Source organism: Paenibacillus sp. 22594 (assembly GCF_052044425.1).
Taxonomy (GTDB): domain Bacteria; phylum Bacillota; class Bacilli; order Paenibacillales; family Paenibacillaceae; genus Paenibacillus_AQ.
Genome location: NZ_JBQENA010000007.1, coordinates 1 through 17,260 on the forward strand (window position 1 = coordinate 1; position 17,260 = coordinate 17,260).

A 17,260-nucleotide genomic window follows, 5' to 3' on the forward strand; every position below is an offset into this window, starting at 1 on the left:
TGTTCCATAAAAAATGCTCCCCATACAGTAACAGGTTTTTGTTATTTCACCTGTCCACTATATGGGGAGCATATCATTTTGGCTTGCAGAGCACCCTTTTTCATCTATTCATGCCGGATATGCTCATGGGTCTGCAGAAAAATCTGCTCCACATGCGCGTCATTCAGCGAATAATATACGGTTTTGCCTTCCTTGCGGCGTTTGACAATCCGCAGATTACGCAGATAGCGCAGCTGGTGGGATACCGCCGACTGCCCCATATCCAGTATGGATGACAAATCATGCACACACAACTCCCTTTGCGACAAGGCATAAATCATCCGTACTCTTGTAGGGTCACCCAGTGCCTTGAACATCTCCGCCATTTTATCCGTTGTCCCGCGGTCAGGCAGGATTAACGCCATAGATTCCGGTTCCAGCTCCGAACCGTTGCATGTATTGTCGCATTCTTCGAGTGCCGCTGGCTCCATGCTCTCGCCCTCCTCCATCTATTTCATCCGGCCATACCGATAGTTAATCGAAGCTTCTACGATTAATTATAGCAAAACTTTACCTGATGTCCATGGAGAAGGCCAGTATGGGAAGACTTGCAAGCAGCAAGAGGCGCCGTGTTTAGACGGCTTTGCGCCAAAAGGAGAATAGACCTGCCGCCATAAAGATAATCAGACTGCCGAATACTACAACCATCAGACTTTCCATAGGCAAATTAAAGGCCCCGAATTTATCCTCTCCAATAGGCGACATCGCCAGCAGCGGCTGAACCCAAGGGTAATACGGCCCGTAAGTGGACGAATTGGCGATCAGCATATTAGGGATGGTTAAGCTCACATTCAACGCCAGAGGTGCGCCAAAGCTGTTCCAGTTCAGGGATACTGCCAGTTGCAGCGCGGCCAGCGGTAAGCAGGCGAACCAGCCGCCGAAAACGCTGGACATAAGAAGCGTCCAAGGTACAGGCCCATCCACCCCGCGCACCACACCCATGCCCATCACTGCTGCAAAAAACAGTAACTGTACAGCAGCCAGCAGGCCCATAACCATAGTATATTTTGCAAAATACACGGAAGTGCGCGTCACGGGCAGCGAGAGCAGCATTTTCCAGCCGCCGTCAACATGCTCGGTTCGGCAGATTAATGCCGCGAAAATACCCGTGAGTATCGGAAGAAATAACATAGCATGAGCCATTGACATGACACCAAGCAGTACCTGCCAGTTGATAGGCCTACCTTCCTCCTCCATATTGGCGAGTGCTCCGATGTGTACGGCGATCACCGGACTGCCTATAACCAGCAGCCAAACGAAGGATTTGGATATCTTCAGTCTTTCTGCGGACAGAACTCTCCAGAAGATTGCCATGATCAATTCACATCCTTTCGCGCGAAATGCAGGGCTCCCGGCAGCAATAGCAGCAGTCCCAGCAGCAGCCCCGCCGCGCTAAACAACCAGGGCCGGGGAGCGCTCCAGGCCAAAGTAGGCCAGGTCAAGGGAAACCATTCGGACAGAAATGACGAGAAAAAACTCCCCAGCGATAAGGTAATGCCACACGAAACGGGCAGGGTCTGGTTGCGGCTGGACAAGGAAAGCCATAGCTGCAAGGATATCACAGGCAGCGCCGCAGCATAGGAAGCGAACCCGATCTGCATCACCTTCGCATAGGGAACCGGCTGATCGCCGAAGCCGAGCAGATATCCTAAACCTACCGTCCCCACGGACAGCAGGAGGCAGGAGACGGCGACAAGCAGCAGACACAGCAGCAGCTTGGACATAAATACGGCAGTCCGGGAGATGGGCAGCGCCAGCAGTTGCTTCCATGAGCTCGTCTGATGCTCCACATTCGCCATCAGCGAGCAGATCAGCGTACCACCCAAATAGAGTGCCACCGGCACGAAACTGGCCACATTATCAAGCAATCCCCCCCATAGATCAGACTGGTACTGCTTCGTCAGATAATCATAACGGATTCCGAAGTTCAACCCCTGCATGGCAAGGAGTCCAATCGGGCCAAGGAAAACCAGGAACCACAAGCCTTTACCGCGGATTTTCAGCCAATCCGCCGAGAACGAACGCCACATCATAAGGACTGGCCTCCTTCGACTACTTGAAGGAAGAATTCCTCCAGAGATTGTCTGTGCTCCTCGATCCGGTAGATCGCATGGCCATTCTCGACCAGTTCCTTGATCAGCAGCGCCACCCGGGCATCGCTCATCCGGGGCAGCGTTATGCGCCCTTCCTGGAGCGTGCCTGAGCAGCCGCGCCGGGTGGCCAGAGCGAGGGCCTCTTCCGGCTCGGACACGGCAAGACGAAGGTCACCTGCCGCTTGCTGCTGCAGGTGGGCAATGGTGTCCTGGTAGACCATCTGTCCGGCACGGATAATGCCGACGGTCCCCGCCATTTGCTCAATTTCACTCAGCAGATGGCTGGATACCAGGACCGTGATCCCCTCTTCTGCGGGCAGGCGCTTGATCAGCGAGCGGATTTCCTGTATACCTGACGGATCGAGACCGTTGGTGGGCTCGTCAAGAATCAGCAGCTCCGGACTGCCCAGCAGCGCGGCAGCAATGCCAAGACGCTGCTTCATGCCGAGCGAGAAGCCCTTCACAGGCCGCTTTTCTTCCCCCGTTAAAGAAACAATGTCCAGCACTTCAGCTATACGTGTCTTGGGAGCATCAATTATTCGACGGATGGCTTCCAGATTGTCCAAGGCGCTCAGATGGCCGTAATAAGACGGAGATTCTACAAGTGATCCCACCTTGCGCAGAATTTGCAGCTTATTCCGGCGAAGCTCCTGCCCGAAAATTTCAATACTTCCCGAAGTCGGCTTAATCAGCCCAAGCAGCATGCGGATGGTCGTTGTTTTACCCGCACCATTGGGTCCCAGGAAGCCGTAGATTTCCCCTTTACCTATATTCAGGTTCAAATGCTCCACCGCAGCCCGGCCGCGGTATTCCTTTACTAAATCTCTAGTTTCGATCACTGTTTCCTTCATTCTCTTCACCTCGGTAATTAGCATAACGTCCCAAGGTTAAAAGCATGGCGGCAGCAAGTTTAAGTTTTGTTTAAAATTCCATCCGAAGGGCTTAGTATTACAATACTGGTGCCTTTCCTTGTGCTGTCCACCTTCCATTCCAGCTCCATCCGTTTTATCAGCAGATCGACGATGGACAAGCCCAGGCCCGCTCCTTTGGACTCGGAGCCACTGCCCAGCCCGCGGCCGCGGTCACTGATCACGATCAGACGCTGGTCGTCAATAACCTCCAGCTTTACGCTTACATAGAGGCCGCTCCGTGCATGGCGTACAATGTTTTGGAACAGATTATCCAGAATGCGGCGGAACCAGCTCTCATCGACAGTCCAATACAACGGCTCAGCTTCCAGGTCAATTTCAATCTGGAATCCTTCCTTCTCCCACAGCGGATACCACGCCGCAGCACTCTCCCTCAGCAGTCTCAGTACATCCTTGCGCTCCAGGTTCAGCGTCATCCGCCCGCTGCTTAGCAGATTATAAGACAGCAGATTGTCGATCAGCCCGCCAAGACTATCGATCCGTTCATCCATCAGCTTCAGCGATTCCTGGCCCCGGGGCGTCAAAGTTTCCTTGCCCAGAATATGAAGATGGCTGCGGATAACGGTAAGGGGAGTGCGCAGATCATGAGACAAATCCGCAACGAGACGCTTGCGCAGGCCTTCCTCTTCCGCCTCTCTCCCCCGGCTGGCGGCAAGCTCGGTTACCATGGTATTAAAGGCTGTCTCCAGACGGCCAATCTCATCAGACTTCCCCGGAACAATCGATCGGGGTAAGCCAGCTTCTCCCGTGAAGACCATGGCCGTCTCGAGACGCACAAGCCTTTTGCGGATTTGGATAAAGAACAGTAGCGATACTATAATGAACACTGTAAAAAGCGCAAGCATGACTACCGTGAACCATACACTGACACCGTCAAAAGAAGTCCGCTCCTTGACGACGCCAGGGATTTGCATCACCATAAAGCCTTCCCCGGCCTCGTCCTGATCCCCCACAAAAGCGACAATGCCGAGCGGGTCCAGGTCCGAGCTCTTTTTCATGAAGGAAATCGCCTCTGAAGCGGTCCATTGTGAGGGGACGGTATATCGTTCATTCTGCTGCCAAAGCTTCGGATCGGCGGACTCCAGCGACAGCCGGGTACGCCCATCTCCGTCAACCCAGAACATCGAAGCCAGGCTGTAGGTGTTGCTTAACGCCCGCAGCCGCTCATTAATCACCTCGGGTGGTTTGCCAAGAAGCGCCTCCGCTTCCTTATGCCAACTCTTCTCCAGTTCGACAATGTTGTCATACGGTGCATATTCCTTAGGCAGCTCTTCCCCAGTCATTCCATTGAAGAGGCCATACAGCGTCATGGTCAACGGAATACTCAGCAGCCCGGCGGGAATAAACAGCAGCGCAGCCATAATGATCAGCAGATAACGTGAGAGAAGCGAGCTGTGCAGCCTACGGAAACGGTCTTTTATCCTCATGCTCTTACCCGGTAGCCGATCCCCCGGACCGTCTCAATAATCTCCGGCGCCGCCGGATCAAGCTCCAGCTTCTCGCGCAGATAACGGATATGCACCATGAGTGTCTTGTCACCTTCTATATAGCTCTCTCCCCAGACCGCCTCATAGATCTGCTCCTTCGTCAAAATCTGGCCCAGATGGCGCAGCAAATAGGAGAAGATTTGAAACTGCTTGCCGGTCAGCAAGATTTCTTTGCCGGTGTCCGCCTCTATAATCCGGTTGTCTCCTTCGTATACCATGAGATGCTTCAGCGTCAGCGGCACAGTCATGGCTGCTCCCGTCCGTCTTAACAGCACCTCAATCCGCGCGGCCAGTTCATCGGGATGAAAAGGCTTGGTTAAATAATCATCGGCGAACTCCAGGCCCTGAAGCTTATCATCAATCGAGGTCCGGGCAGAGAGCATCAGAATGGGCAGATTCGGATAGGTCCGCTTCAGCCGCTGTCCAACGGTGAAACCATCCAGACCCGGCAGCATGACATCGAGAATCGCCAGTTGGCAGCCCGTCGCAGCCTCAACCGCGCCCTCTCCGCTTTCCAGCCAGCGGACGGCATATTCCCGCTCACGCAAATCCGCAGAGACAGCGCTGCCGATCTCCCGGTCATCTTCAATATATAGCAGTGTAACGCTCATCAGCTTCAAATCCTTTCTCCTTCATTCGGCAAAACAAGTAGAAACGGCTTCGCCGTCCTTTTAAGGGACGGTATCCGTTTCAGCGAGAAATAGAAGGATGATTTATAGCGTAAAACATATAAATCCTTATATTCAAGAAATCCCCAGGGCAGCACAGAAAACATCTGCGCATCCTAGGATGAATAAACTACCTATTATGCAATGTGTCCAAAATGGGCCGGCGGCTTGTCTGACGGTTTGCCCAGCAGATATCCTTGTCCAAGGTCCATGCCGATATCCCGGCAGAACAGAAACTCTTCCCGCCGTTCAATGCCTTCAGCCAGCACCTTGGCTCCACAATCCCATGCCCGGTTCATGATATCCCGGATGATCAGCTGTTTCGCGTCATCCTGGTCACAGAAGCTGATTAGCCCGCGGTCAATCTTGACATAATCCGGCCTCAGGCTCGTCATAACCTCTACCGTGGAATATCCGGCACCGACATCGTCCAGTGCGACCAGCAGGCCCTGTTTGCGATATTCGCTAAAAATATCCTGCAGATGGGGGATATGTGCAATCTTTTCCGTCTCCACGACCTCAAACACAAAGTCCCCCGGGATCTGGTCCAGGCGTCTGATGGCTTCAAAGGTGTGGGTAAGACAATACTTAGGATTGTAGATGGAGGAGGGCAAAAAATTAACAAACCGCTTGATCCCCTTTGGCAGCAGCTTTGAGCTGGTCTCAATAGCCGATATGCGCGCAGCCCGGTCAAGAAAAGAATGAAATCCGGTCTGCCGGGCAATCTCAAACAGCTCGTAGGGTTTAAAAGAGGCGCTCCCCGGAAGCGGCCGCAGCAAGAGCTCAAAGCCCACAATGGCCTCATTGAAATCCACAATAGGCTGCATATGGCTGCAGAAATTGTGATTGGCGATGATGGCAATCAGATTCTCACTGGTAAATCTGACTTTCAGCTGCTCCAGCGCAAGCCACCGTTCCACCAAACCCCGGCCTGTCCGGCCCTTAAGGCTTACCGACAATTGTAAACCCAGCTCCTGCTGAAGCCTATCCAGCCGCTCCAGAAGCCGCAAGAGCTCCTCGCGGGATCCGTATGTAATCTTTCCTGCGTCTTGTACTTCTTCAACCGTGTAGCCTTCAGCCCTTAGAGTGGCAACAAGGGGACCCGTGCATGGCCTGAACTTCAAATCCCCTTCGTCTTCCACCGGTTCAATTGGAGAACAGTCGATGCAGCTCATGGAATCCCCTCCGCCCCTCATGATGTCGATACTGCTTATAAGGCAAAGTATAACATGATTTCCCATAGGCCAGCCATGGCTCCTGAGACAAATTATCCCTTTGTTTTTCGAGTAAGATGTACGTGGACGTATACCTTGGAGGCTCCGCGAACGAACCGCAGTTTGTGTCGCTGTTGAACTGGAGGCAGGAGCTTTGAGGCTTGAAGCTTGAGGCTTGAACAATGCCATTAAGTCCCTTAGGAACTGGAGCTAGGTGGAATAAGTAGAACTAAATAGGCTTTAGCCTTGGCTACAAAAGGTTTATGTGGGATTTTGTACACCTAATACATGCATAATCATCCCATACGGCCGTTTTCAGCAGAATTAGTTTTACTTTTTCCCACATAAGGTACTCTATATGCCGAATGTGTTGGATTAGCGAGCTTTTTTCCACTAAGAATGATCCCCCTCATCAGGTATTTCCAACTTCAAACTATATAGTGGAGAGATCCAAAGGTGGCATGCAAATTCTACAAACCTCCTGAGAACGCAAAGCAGCGATTCTCCAATAACGGCAGAATCGCTGCTTTACGTTCTTCTTTTTTAAGTATCAAAAAATAACTCTCCTACTTGCCGGAGACCGCCGTCGAGCCTTCCCAGACACCATGCTGCTGGTCCTTACCCATATACTCAATTCGTGTCGGCTTCAGCTCCAGGATCACATAGTTGGGGTCATCCGGACCCTTGAACCATTTCTCCAGCTCTTTGTTCCATACTTTGGACCGCAGGCCTTCATCCTTGGTGATGGCAACGGTGGCCTCAATTTCAAGCACATCTTTGCCGCCGCCCTGCTCATATCCAAGCAGCAGAAAAGCATTCGGATTATCCTCCAGCTCCTCTACCTTATGTGTTTGGCGGTTGGTAGCCAAATAAATGTGAAGCCCGTCATGAAATACCGCCATATAACGCACCTTAGGTTTGTTGCCGGCTTCTATCGTGCCGAAGGACCCGAACTTGTTGTCATCCAGCACCTTGATGATCGTCTGCTCCAGCTCTCTGTTATCCATTGACGAAACAGCTCCTTTCTATTCATGTGAATATAAGTTTATATATCCACGTCCGCAGTTTGGATTTATGATAAAACCGTTGCTTATGATAGTGTACCCGTTCAGAAGGTATTGAATCCTGCGTCCAGCCATAAACGCATTACAGAAGGAGCTTCCCTACTTGAAAAAATTGATCTGGATCGGCTGCCTCTCCTACTTTGTCATCGGACTAGCCCACGTGGTTCTGGGCTCTATTCTTCCCGTTCTACTACAGCATTATGACCGCAATTACAGCGCCGGCGGCGAGCTGATCTTCAGCCAATTCGCCGGATTCCTGGCTGGTGTGCTAATCTCGCCGTTGCTGAACCGCCGCTTCGGCAAACGGGGCGGTCTGCTGATCGCCACCGGTCTGCTGGTATGTGCGGAAACCGCTTATGCTTTTCTCCCGCCATGGGGCTGGATGTATGTCATCGCCGTGGCCGCAGGCTTTGGCTTCGGCATGATTGAAGCCGTCATCGGCACCATCATTATAGCAGCTGTCACGGAAGGAACCGCTGTGGCCATGAGCCGGCTGGAGGTGCTGTTCGGCGTAGGTGCGCTCGCGATGCCGCTGGTTGCAAGCCCGCTAATTGCAGCCGGCGCCTGGAGACTCGCCTTCCTGATCGTCGCGGCCTTTGCGCTGATCTCTCTGTTGTTCTGGGCCAAAAGCGGGTTCGGCCGCCTGCAGAGTGTACTCGACGAACGCCCCCCGCGCAGGGAACGGGGCGCTGAGCGCCTACGTTCAAGAAAACTTCCCTATAAAGGCAGGCAGTGGATACTGCTCAGCTTATTCATAGCTTTCTTCTTTCTCTACGTCGGTACGGAGATGAGCCTCGTCAACTTCATGCCGGCGATCTTCATAGCCAAACTCGGCATGAGTGACGCTTCGGCGGCCCTAACGGTCACCTTCTTCTGGCTGGCGATGTCTGCGGGACGGCTGTACGCCGGGGTTCTAGCTGAGCGGATCTCCTACCGGAGATATGTGCTGGCCAGTTGCTTCGCTACTGTGCTGCTGCTGGCGATCTTCCCGTTCGCAGCGCAGCGTGTGGCCGCTTTTGCTGTACTGGCGCTGCTCGGTCTATGCATGTCCGGCATCTTCTCCATAGCGCTCGTCTTCTCCAGCAAGCTGCTGCCCGGAGCCGAGGAATCCACTCCCAGCATTATGATCGCTTCCGGCGGGATCGGCGGCGCGGTGCTGCCGCTTGCCACTGGCTGGTCCATGGATCATCTGCAGATCGCCCAGACCTCGGGACTGCTGGCCGCTTTTGCCGCCGTGCTGTTCCTGATTAGCGTGGCAGCCTGGAAATTAGGGTAATATATTTCGTGTAATTATCCTTCATGCAAGGGTGGGACCTATTTATGCCTGAACTTATCCCTGTTGCTTCTGAACCAACCCTTCATACCGCCCTGCTGCAGTTCATCTTCCCCTTCTCCGTCAAGAACGGTGAGGATACCAGGCTGATCGAACATCTGACACAAGAAGGGTTCACCCGGTTTTTTCTTGACAACAAAGAACTGGAGAACGCTTATTACGGCGAGGGCTACTGTGTTTCCCATGAAAAGATGGAGCGGAGCTACCTCCCGTTTGCTGCCCATGTGCTGTTTCCCCGCGAGAAGGACAAGGATTCCTTCCGACGCTTTTCCCGGGCCAACCATTTGCCCTGCAGGATGGATATGCCCGGACAGTCGGTTCATTTTCAAGTGCTCTCCACGGATGTATTCGTCTGCCCTTTCGATCTCGGATTCCTGACGATCAGAATCAGCATCGGGGAGAAGCATCTCCCCTTCAGCACCGTCCTTGAGTTCGCCGACCGTTTCCGGACGCTGGAGGATGTATCTTTTCAGGACAAACAAACCTCTATTCATTGTCATGACCGTTCCTTTGATCAGGTGGAGGATTTTGTGTTCAGGAATTTAGTGGGCGGACTGGAGCCTTTTCTCGACCCTTCGGAAATCAATGGTGCCTATTTTGAAACTTTGCCGTTCTTTGTGGATGAGAGAATGCTGGTTCAGGCTTTTTACGGCTTCGACCGGCAGGAGGACAAGGAAAATGAGATTAGTGTGGAGCTGCTATACCGAGCTTCCCAGCTAGATGGTCTGACCCTGGAAGGCAAACCACACATCAGCGCCAGCGATCCCGGGTATATTCGGGACTACTGCGGGGAGCACTGTTATAACCGCTGGGGGCCGGACACTTATTACATGACGAATGAGCAGACGTTCTGCTGCCTGAGCCGGGCTGAACCCCGGGTGGCCACCCAGCTTATAAATCAGATGTATGGAGAATATTATTACGGGCTGCTGCTAAGCATATTTCATAAAATCGTCCTGCTGAAGCTGGCCAACTTCCACTCCCGGCTGCGTATTAACCACGACGTTGATGAAATCGAGAATCTGATCTTTATGATCAACAAGTTCTCGGCCAAATTTTATTTTCTGGAGCTCATTTCGCAGTCCCAGGGCCGGGAGATTTTTTTCCAGCTGCGCAAGGTCTACGGGAATGACGCCCTGTTCGAAGAGGTCAAAATGACCTTAAATGACCTGTTTCAATACCAGGAGAAATTCCAGGCCAAACGGCGGGACACACTGCTGATGATCCTGACGGTGTTCACGGTGGTGAGCGGTATTTATGGCATGAACCAGGTGATCGAGGACCTTAAAGGCAAGATTGACTGGAGTAAAATGCTGGAATACTCCCCATTTGAATATCTGGCGTTGTTCGTTTCATTTACAGGGATCGTTGTCAGTGTCGGCCTGAGCCTGAAGCAGCTGTGGAACGGGATCCGCAGCCGCCGCAGAAAAAGAAAAAGATATTAGAGGCATGACTCCCCACACCTATACTAAAAGAGAACCCGCTGATCTACAGCAGGTTCTCCAGTTCCCGGCAGGCCTCCGCATACGCAGGTGCAAGCTTTGGCAGCAGCAGTGCCGCCGGTTCATATTCTCCGCTTCTGGCGTGCCGTTCAATGCCCGCGCATACATGGGCGAAGTACTGTGCTCCCAGCCCCAGGCTGCCGGATTTCAGGCTGTGAGCCACCGCAGCAATCTCGGAAAGATCCCTTGCTTCAGCCGCCACCTGCAGGGCAGCCAGACGCAGCGGCGTATCGTTCTTGAACATGTCCACAAGCGCACGAAGCAGCTCCGGCTCTTCCTCCCCGTCCATTTCCCGGATGCCGGATATCGTATCCGCATTCAGCACCGGAATATACGGCTCGGGGCCGAACCACCGGTCCAGAAGCTGCTTCAGCTTATCCAGATTCAGCGGCTTCACCACCCAGTCATCCAACCCCGCATGGAAAAACGCTTCCCGGCTCTCTTCCGATCCATCCCCGGTTACACCAATAATGGGAATTCTCGATCTGGCCCCGGCGGATTCCAGCTGGCGGATGATCCGGACCGCCTCGCCTCCATTCATACCCGGCAGCCGGCTATCCATCAGAATAAGCCCGAACTGTCTCCGCTGCCAGGCTTCTATAGCCTCATTTCCGCTGTCAGCCAGTTCCACATCTGTAATGCCCAATTTCTTCAACTGCAACAGCAAGAGCGTGCTGTTCAGTCCATTATCTTCAGCAACCAGCACCGGCATTGTACTGAAGCGGGTCTCCGGCACAAAAGCCTGAGCCGAATTCAGGGTTTCCTGCGGTTCAGCAGTCTTCTCCATGGCAATCTCAAACCGGAAGGTTGAGCCCTGGCCAGGCGCACTGTCCACTCCGATTGTCCCGCCCATCAGCTCCACCATCGACTTGCAAATGGACAAACCCAGGCCCGTTCCCTCCGTAGCCATCTCCGACTCGCGGCTGACCTGAGAATACGGCCGGAACAGCTTCGCTTGATCCTTCAGCGGGATGCCGATACCCTCGTCCCTGACTTCGAAGGACAGCCGCTGATGCGTGCCATCCTCTCCAGCCAATCCTACGGTCACCTCCACTACCCCGTTCCGTGTGAACTTAATGCCATTACCCAGCAAATTAATGAGTACCTGAAGAATCTTGGACGAATCTCCACTCAGCGTACTCTTCACACGGCTTGCAACCTGCCATTTCAGGATATTCCCGCGCTTCGCGGCGGCCGGAGAGAGCAGACTGGACGCATGTTCAAGCAGATTACGTATACTTAACGGAGCCTTTTGCAGTTCCATGCGGCTGGCTTCAATCTTGGAGATATCCAGCAGATTATTGATCATTTGCAGCAGGTATTGGGCTGATTCCCGGATGACCTCCAGCTGAACCCGCTGCTCATCCGTCGCGCCTTCAGCCTCCAGCAGCTCGGTCATTCCCAAAATGCCGTTCATCGGCGTACGGATTTCATGGCTCACTGTAGCGAGAAACAAGCTTTTCGCCCGGTTGGCCCGTTCCGCCTCTTCCTTCATCGCCTTAAGACCGGCACTGTTCTTGGCGAGCAGCCGGTGCATCGTAATTAATTCATTGTTCATCGCGGAGAATTCTGCCAAGGCCTGTTCTTCTCTTTGCTGTCCCTGAATCACCTGATTAGAGAGCATCTCAATCGTCTCCCTCAGTTTCCGGATCTCTTGCTCATGGTCGGTCATTTCCTTCTCCCGCCTTCTATGTCAATTCTCTCGGAGTAACGCTTCGGGTATAAGACGCCCCGCTATCTCCAGCGCTCCCTTGGCATCGGGGGCATAGCCGTCGGCGCCCACTTTGCGCCATAACTCTCTGTCTATATTAAACGGCATTCCGCCGACCATAATCTTAATGTGGTTCAGTTCGGCATGCGTACGGATGGACGCGATCAGACGCTGAACCTCCGATACGTGAAAAGTCATGGTGATGGAGATGGCCAGCAGGTCAGCAGGCTGTTCCTTCAGATACCGGATCAAACCCTCTGCGGGCATATTGGAGCCCAGATAATAGGTGTTCCAGCCCTCCATTTCGAAGAAATCGGCCAGCATCCGCAGTCCGATCTCATGCAGTTCCTGGCCGACTCCGACCACCACCAGTGTTTTCTTTCCTTCCTGAGCCTGAATCCAACGCGGGTACAGCTGAGAAATAATGCTCTGGGTACAAGCTGTACAGTAATGCTCCTGAGCTACAGTAATGTAACCCAATTGCCATAGACGGCCAATCTCGTACTGACTGTTCTGGAAAATGTGCAGATAAAGATCATGAATGGGCACGCCTTCATCATGCAGCCCCAGTATAAATTCCGAAGCCTTGCGGCGTTCACCGTCCAGAAGCAGCTTCAGGTACTTCTCTGCCTCACGGTAATAGGGTTTGTCCGGTTGAAGAAAGGGCGGCACACTCTGCTCTTCGAGTGCATGGTGAATTCCCATATCCAGATAGCTTAGAATCAGATCTTTCTCCGGTGTCTCAACCCGTAAGCCTATGGCGTCCTTCATCAGTCCCAGATTGATCTGCAGATCCTTACCCGTGATTTTGTACTGTGCCAGCAGCACCTTCAGCCAGACAATATAATTAATAAATAGAAGCGGGCTGTCCAGCGCCACACTTTGCGCCAGATACCGTAAATGATATAGTGAATCCTGCTTGGTTCTTGCCATTCCGGAAGGGCCGAATCTTTGCCGCAACTCGGGCTGGCGTTCATACTGACGCAAAGTGACTTCTTCAGCCAACTGTTCCGCTAGCACCTTCAGCCGTTCTCCGGCATTTTGCTGATCAGTGAGCATAGGGTCACTCCTTTTTAAAACATAATTGTAAAGTATTAATCTTATTATATAACATATGGCAAGTCTACCCGGCGTGCCTGGCACAGCTTGGGCAGATTGCCGGAATCCGGGGCCGCTACTGGACAACCCCGAAGGGGACCGCTATAATACAGCGTAAGAACACAGCAACACCCATAACTTCATAGTACCAGGGGGGCTGGAATTGGCCGGCTGAGAGTGTATCCCACACAGATACTGACCCTTATACCTGATCTGGATAATGCCAGCGTAGGAATCACCATCCGCATTCAGCCGTTTTGGCTAAGCGGTCACCTAACGCAACTGCTGGCGTCCCGATCTTCGGGGCGCTTTTTTTTTGGTATGGACATCATCAGAGTTCGGAAGACTGGGTTAGCTGGAAGGAGAGAAGAATAGAAATGGGAGTCAAAAAAGTACTAATGCTCTGCATCAGCTGCATGCTGGTCATCGTCATGGCCGGGTGCGGCAGTAATACTGCCAATTCCGGCGGGAATAGCGCCGCTCCAGCCGGGGACAGCACCGCCGCGCCGGAAGCAACCGCAGCAGGAACGGACGCGCCTAAGGAACTGACTAAGATCAAGGTCGCGCTGGACTGGACGCCGAATACGAACCATACCGGCCTCTATGCAGCCAAAGAGCTGGGATATTACAAGGAGGAAGGCCTGGATGTAGAAATTGTACAGCCGGGTGCGGCGGGAGCCGACACGATGGTCACCTCAGGCGAAGCCGCTTTTGGCATCAGTGCCCAGGAGGCGCTCACCCTGGCCCGTCTGCAGGATGTGCCGCTCGTCTCGATCGCCGCCATCATCCAGCATAATACCTCAGGGTTTGCCGCCCCGAAGGACCGTAATATCAAGACACCAAAGGATTTCGAAGGCAAAACCTACGGCGGCTGGGGTTCCCCGGCTGAAGAAGCTGCCATGAAGGCGATCATGGACCCTGAAGGCGGCGATGTTAAAAAGGTGAAGCTGGTCAATATCGGCGAAGCCGATTTCTTCACCGCCGTGAAACGCGATATCGATTTTGCCTGGATATTCTACGCCTGGACCGGTATTGAAGCCGAGCTGCGCGGTGAACCGCTGGACATGCTGTATTTGAAGGATTACGCGCCTCAGCTGGATTACTACACCCCGGTCCTGACCACGAGCGAGAAGGAAATCGCTGAGCATCCGGAGCTGGTGAAGGCGTTCCTTGCAGCTACCTCCAAAGGTTATCAATATGCGATCGACAAGCCGGAAGAAGCTGCCGCCATCCTCTCGAAGGCCGTGCCGGATCTGGATCCCAAGCTCGTCCTGGCCAGCCAGAAATGGCTCAGCCCGAAATATACGGACGATGCCTCCAGATGGGGAGAGCAGAAAGCCGAGGTCTGGAAGAATTACGCCGACTGGATGTACGGCCTGAAGCTACTGGACAAACCACTGGATACCGCTTCAGCGTTCACGAATGAATTTCTTCCTGAGAACAAGTAGTCTTACACTGCAAGTTTTACAATACCCAACCTGAAAGGATCTGATTGATATGGCAAACACTCTGCTCAGCATTCAAGTCATTCCTAAAACTCCGAATAACGAGGATTCTATTCCTTATGTGGATAAGGCCATTGAGGTCATTCAGCAATCCGGCGTGAAGCACCAGGTGAATCCGCTCGAAACCACGATGGAGGGCGAACTCAGCGATTTGCTAGAGGTGGTACGCCAAATGCATGAAGCGCTGATCGCATCGGGCAGCCCCAGCGTCATCTCGCAAATCAAGATCGCCCATAACCCCAGCGGAATCAGCATGGATAAGCTGACGGAAAAATACCGGCCGTGAGATCGTACTGGAACCAAATCTGGCCGCCCCTTGTGGCGGTCATCTTTTTTCTGGGCGTATGGCAATTAGCGGTTTCCGTACTTCATGTCCCTTCCTGGATGCTGCCAAGCCCCGGCGACATCGCCCGCGAATCCCGGGGTAACGCTTCCGGTATCTGGGCGCATACGGCCGCTACGCTGCGGCTGACCTTGATCGGCTTCCCGATCGGAACAGGTGTGGGCCTGATTGTAGCTCTATCGCTGCATTTAGTACCCTGGCTGAAAAGAGCGCTGTATCCGCTGCTGATTCTCAGCCAGAATGTACCCTCCATCGCCCTCGGGCCGCTGCTGATTATCTGGTTCGGGTTCGGGCTGCTGCCCAAAATCGTACTCATCACACTCGTCTGCTTCTTCCCGGTTGCCGTTGCCGCCATGGGCGGGCTGGCCCAAAGCGACCGGATCATGATGAACTATATGAAAATGGCCGGGGCCAGCAAGTGGCAAATCTTCTCAAAGCTAGAGCTGCCCGGTTCTCTGCCAGCCCTGTTCTCCGGCCTTAAGATCTCCGCAACCTATGCAGTAATGGGCGCTGTGGTTGCCGAGTGGATCGGCGCAGACAAGGGAATTGGTTATTACATGCTGCTGCAGAAGGCCTCCTACCGCACAGACCGGATGTTCGTTGCCATCGTAATTATTGTTCTTCTTAGTCTGGTGCTGTTTGCCCTGATCGCACTTCTGGAGAAGTGGCTGGTACGCTGGAAGCCGCGCAAGACCTCTTGATACAGGCTATGCACACTTTACAGAATTGTCCCACCTACACTTCCCGGAAAGGGGATGAATGATTTGACAGCAGGCTATCCCAACTCGAACACCAGGGAACAGGTTTCCTTTGGGCACTTGCCCGAAACTCAAGCCTCGCCGCCCGCGCTGAACGTAAACTGCGTATCCAAGGCCTTCTTCCACCGCGGCCGCGAGACCCGTGTGCTCGACAATGTATCTCTAACGGTTGAGCCCCAGGAATTCGTCTCCATTGTCGGCCCTTCCGGCTGCGGCAAAAGCACCCTGTTCCACATCATCGGCGGCCTGGAGCTGCCTGATGCCGGAACGGTAAGCATGGGCGGTAAGATCGTAACCGGGCAGCGCGGAGAGATCAGCTATATGCCTCAGCAGCCTGCACTGTTCCCGTGGCGTACCATCGAAGACAACGTCCTTCTCGCCGGTGAGCTGAAGGGCGAACCAAAGGCCGAAGCACGGGCAGCCGCCCGCCACTGGCTGGACAAGGTCGGTCTGGGCGGGTTCGAACGCGCCTACCCGCATATGCTGTCGGGCGGTATGCAGCAGCGGGCAGCCTTCCTGCGTGCGCTGCTCGCACCGCAGGAGCTGATGCTGCTGGACGAGCCGTTCAGTGCGCTCGATGCGCTGACCCGTGAGCAGATGCAGCGCTGGCTGCTGGAGCTGTGGGAAGAAAACCGCCGTTCGGTATTATTCATTACCCATAATATCGAGGAAGCACTCCTTCTCTCCAGCCGTATTTATGTTTTCTCGGGACGGCCCGGCTCCGTCCTGCATATCGTTGATGTCCCCTTCCCGCGTCCGCGGCACGGGGAAATGACCGATTCTCTGGAATTCCTGCAGCTCAGACGCGAGCTGTCGGAATGGATGCGCGAGGAGCAGGCCAGGACAGTCCGGTAAGCGCAGCGTTACGGGGCGCATCCACGCAGCATACCGGGCCGCGTGCATGTAGCTTGCCGGGCCGCGTCCACGCAGCATGCCCGGTCGCATTTTATTCGCAGCATGCCCGGCCGCATTTTATTCGTAGCGTTACGTGGCGCATCCAGGCAGCATGCCGGACCAACCTGCGTTCCACCCGCTTGAAATGCATTGGCTGTCTTTACTCAACTGCAACAAATAGGCCCGGCCCCCTATGATGAGGGGCCGGGCTTATTTGAATATGTTCCGTTGAAAATTAGTGGGAAATCGTACACTTATTTCTGCGCATAACAAGCATAGAGTGTGCTTAGTTGGAAAAAGTATAACTATTTCAACGTGAGAGCCCAGTCTAGGACCCATTGGCCAGAATTAAGCGTACAAAATCCCACTAAACTCCGAAAACACTCAAATCCCGCCAGATTAAGGGTATAAATTCCACTAACCCTTAATATTCGCCTACTGCCTGCTCCCCGTTGTTCCTTTGGCTGCTCAGCTACTCAGCTACTCGGCTACCCAACCACTCAGCCACTCAGCCACTTAGCCACTTAGCCACTTAGCCACTTAGCCACTTAGCCACTCAGCCACTCAGCCACTTAGCCACTTAGCCACTTAGCCACTCAGTCACTCAGCCACTCAGCCACTC

16 protein-coding genes and 1 riboswitch are annotated in these 17,260 nt (G+C 53.6%); of the genes, 6 read left to right on the forward strand and 10 right to left on the reverse strand.

The genetic code is table 11. The features are described from left to right. Window positions 1–104: 104 nt before the first annotated feature. From ACTJKB_RS21175 to ACTJKB_RS21210, 8 genes are all read right to left on the reverse strand, one after another. Window positions 105–470 carry an ArsR/SmtB family transcription factor gene (locus tag ACTJKB_RS21175; protein WP_025705626.1) on the reverse strand — a complete coding sequence of 122 codons (366 nt, stop codon included), beginning with the start codon at window positions 468–470 and terminating at the stop codon, window positions 105–107. A gap of 142 nt (window positions 471–612) precedes the next feature. Further along, entirely contained in the window at window positions 613–1,353 is a 741-nt protein-coding gene (locus ACTJKB_RS21180; RefSeq protein WP_440836362.1) for an ABC transporter permease, read from the reverse strand. A 2-nt stretch (window positions 1,354–1,355) separates the two neighbouring features. Continuing rightward, on the reverse strand, window positions 1,356–2,072 hold the full coding sequence (locus tag ACTJKB_RS21185; RefSeq protein WP_440836363.1) for an ABC transporter permease: 717 nt from the start codon (window positions 2,070–2,072) through the stop codon (window positions 1,356–1,358). Then, complete coding sequence (locus tag ACTJKB_RS21190) at window positions 2,069–2,983, reverse strand: ABC transporter ATP-binding protein (RefSeq protein WP_440836364.1); 915 nt, start codon at window positions 2,981–2,983, stop codon at window positions 2,069–2,071. Before ACTJKB_RS21190 ends, ACTJKB_RS21185 begins: the two co-directional genes overlap by 4 nt. 59 nt (window positions 2,984–3,042) lie before the next feature. Then, on the reverse strand, window positions 3,043–4,488 hold the full coding sequence (locus ACTJKB_RS21195; RefSeq protein ID WP_440836365.1) for a histidine kinase dimerization/phospho-acceptor domain-containing protein: 1,446 nt from the start codon (window positions 4,486–4,488) through the stop codon (window positions 3,043–3,045). Then, entirely contained in the window at window positions 4,485–5,159 is a 675-nt protein-coding gene (locus ACTJKB_RS21200; RefSeq protein ID WP_440836658.1) for a response regulator transcription factor, read from the reverse strand. Before ACTJKB_RS21200 ends, ACTJKB_RS21195 begins: the two co-directional genes overlap by 4 nt. A gap of 194 nt (window positions 5,160–5,353) precedes the next feature. Continuing rightward, the gene (locus ACTJKB_RS21205; protein WP_440836366.1) at window positions 5,354–6,391 is read right to left on the reverse strand and encodes an EAL domain-containing protein; all 1,038 of its coding nucleotides are present in this window, start codon (window positions 6,389–6,391) and stop codon (window positions 5,354–5,356) included. Between the two features lie 605 nt (window positions 6,392–6,996). After that, window positions 6,997–7,437 carry a pyridoxamine 5'-phosphate oxidase family protein gene (locus ACTJKB_RS21210; protein ID WP_440836367.1) on the reverse strand — a complete coding sequence of 147 codons (441 nt, stop codon included), beginning with the start codon at window positions 7,435–7,437 and terminating at the stop codon, window positions 6,997–6,999. A gap of 160 nt (window positions 7,438–7,597) precedes the next feature. On the opposite strand from ACTJKB_RS21210, the gene ACTJKB_RS21215 reads away from it, so the two are divergent. Both ACTJKB_RS21215 and ACTJKB_RS21220 read left to right on the forward strand, forming a co-directional pair. Continuing rightward, window positions 7,598–8,770: an MFS transporter gene (locus ACTJKB_RS21215; RefSeq protein ID WP_440836368.1), complete on the forward strand. Its 1,173-nt coding sequence runs from the start codon at window positions 7,598–7,600 to the stop codon at window positions 8,768–8,770. A gap of 44 nt (window positions 8,771–8,814) precedes the next feature. Further along, the gene (locus tag ACTJKB_RS21220) at window positions 8,815–10,272 is read left to right on the forward strand and encodes a hypothetical protein (RefSeq protein ID WP_440836369.1); all 1,458 of its coding nucleotides are present in this window, start codon (window positions 8,815–8,817) and stop codon (window positions 10,270–10,272) included. A gap of 43 nt (window positions 10,273–10,315) precedes the next feature. Here the strand turns inward: ACTJKB_RS21220 and ACTJKB_RS21225 are convergent, their stop codons facing one another. Together ACTJKB_RS21225 and ACTJKB_RS21230 are read right to left on the reverse strand one after the other, a co-directional pair. Then, a complete protein-coding gene (locus ACTJKB_RS21225) occupies window positions 10,316–12,001 on the reverse strand; it encodes an ATP-binding protein (RefSeq protein WP_440836370.1) in 1,686 nt (561 codons plus the stop codon). Between the two features lie 21 nt (window positions 12,002–12,022). Beyond that, a complete protein-coding gene (locus ACTJKB_RS21230; protein ID WP_440836371.1) occupies window positions 12,023–13,099 on the reverse strand; it encodes a cobalamin-dependent protein in 1,077 nt (358 codons plus the stop codon). Window positions 13,100–13,278: 179 nt separating this feature from the next. Next, window positions 13,279–13,390: riboswitch (TPP riboswitch) on the forward strand. Window positions 13,391–13,515: 125 nt separating this feature from the next. On the opposite strand from ACTJKB_RS21230, the gene ACTJKB_RS21235 reads away from it, so the two are divergent. From ACTJKB_RS21235 to ACTJKB_RS21250, 4 genes are read left to right on the forward strand one after another with little or no spacing between them, the layout of a single operon-like run. Next, on the forward strand, window positions 13,516–14,586 hold the full coding sequence (locus ACTJKB_RS21235) for an ABC transporter substrate-binding protein (RefSeq protein WP_440836372.1): 1,071 nt from the start codon (window positions 13,516–13,518) through the stop codon (window positions 14,584–14,586). Window positions 14,587–14,635: 49 nt separating this feature from the next. Next, window positions 14,636–14,929, forward strand: coding sequence for a thiamine-binding protein (locus tag ACTJKB_RS21240; RefSeq protein ID WP_440836373.1), 294 nt, complete (start codon window positions 14,636–14,638; stop codon window positions 14,927–14,929). Further along, window positions 14,926–15,687 (forward strand): ABC transporter permease, encoded by a 762-nt coding sequence (locus tag ACTJKB_RS21245; protein WP_440836374.1) that lies wholly within the window; start codon window positions 14,926–14,928, stop codon window positions 15,685–15,687. The genes ACTJKB_RS21240 and ACTJKB_RS21245 overlap by 4 nt, the downstream gene beginning before the upstream one ends. Window positions 15,688–15,741: 54 nt before the next feature. Continuing rightward, complete coding sequence (locus tag ACTJKB_RS21250) at window positions 15,742–16,599, forward strand: ABC transporter ATP-binding protein (protein ID WP_440836375.1); 858 nt, start codon at window positions 15,742–15,744, stop codon at window positions 16,597–16,599. The last annotated feature ends 661 nt before the right edge of the window (window positions 16,600–17,260 follow it).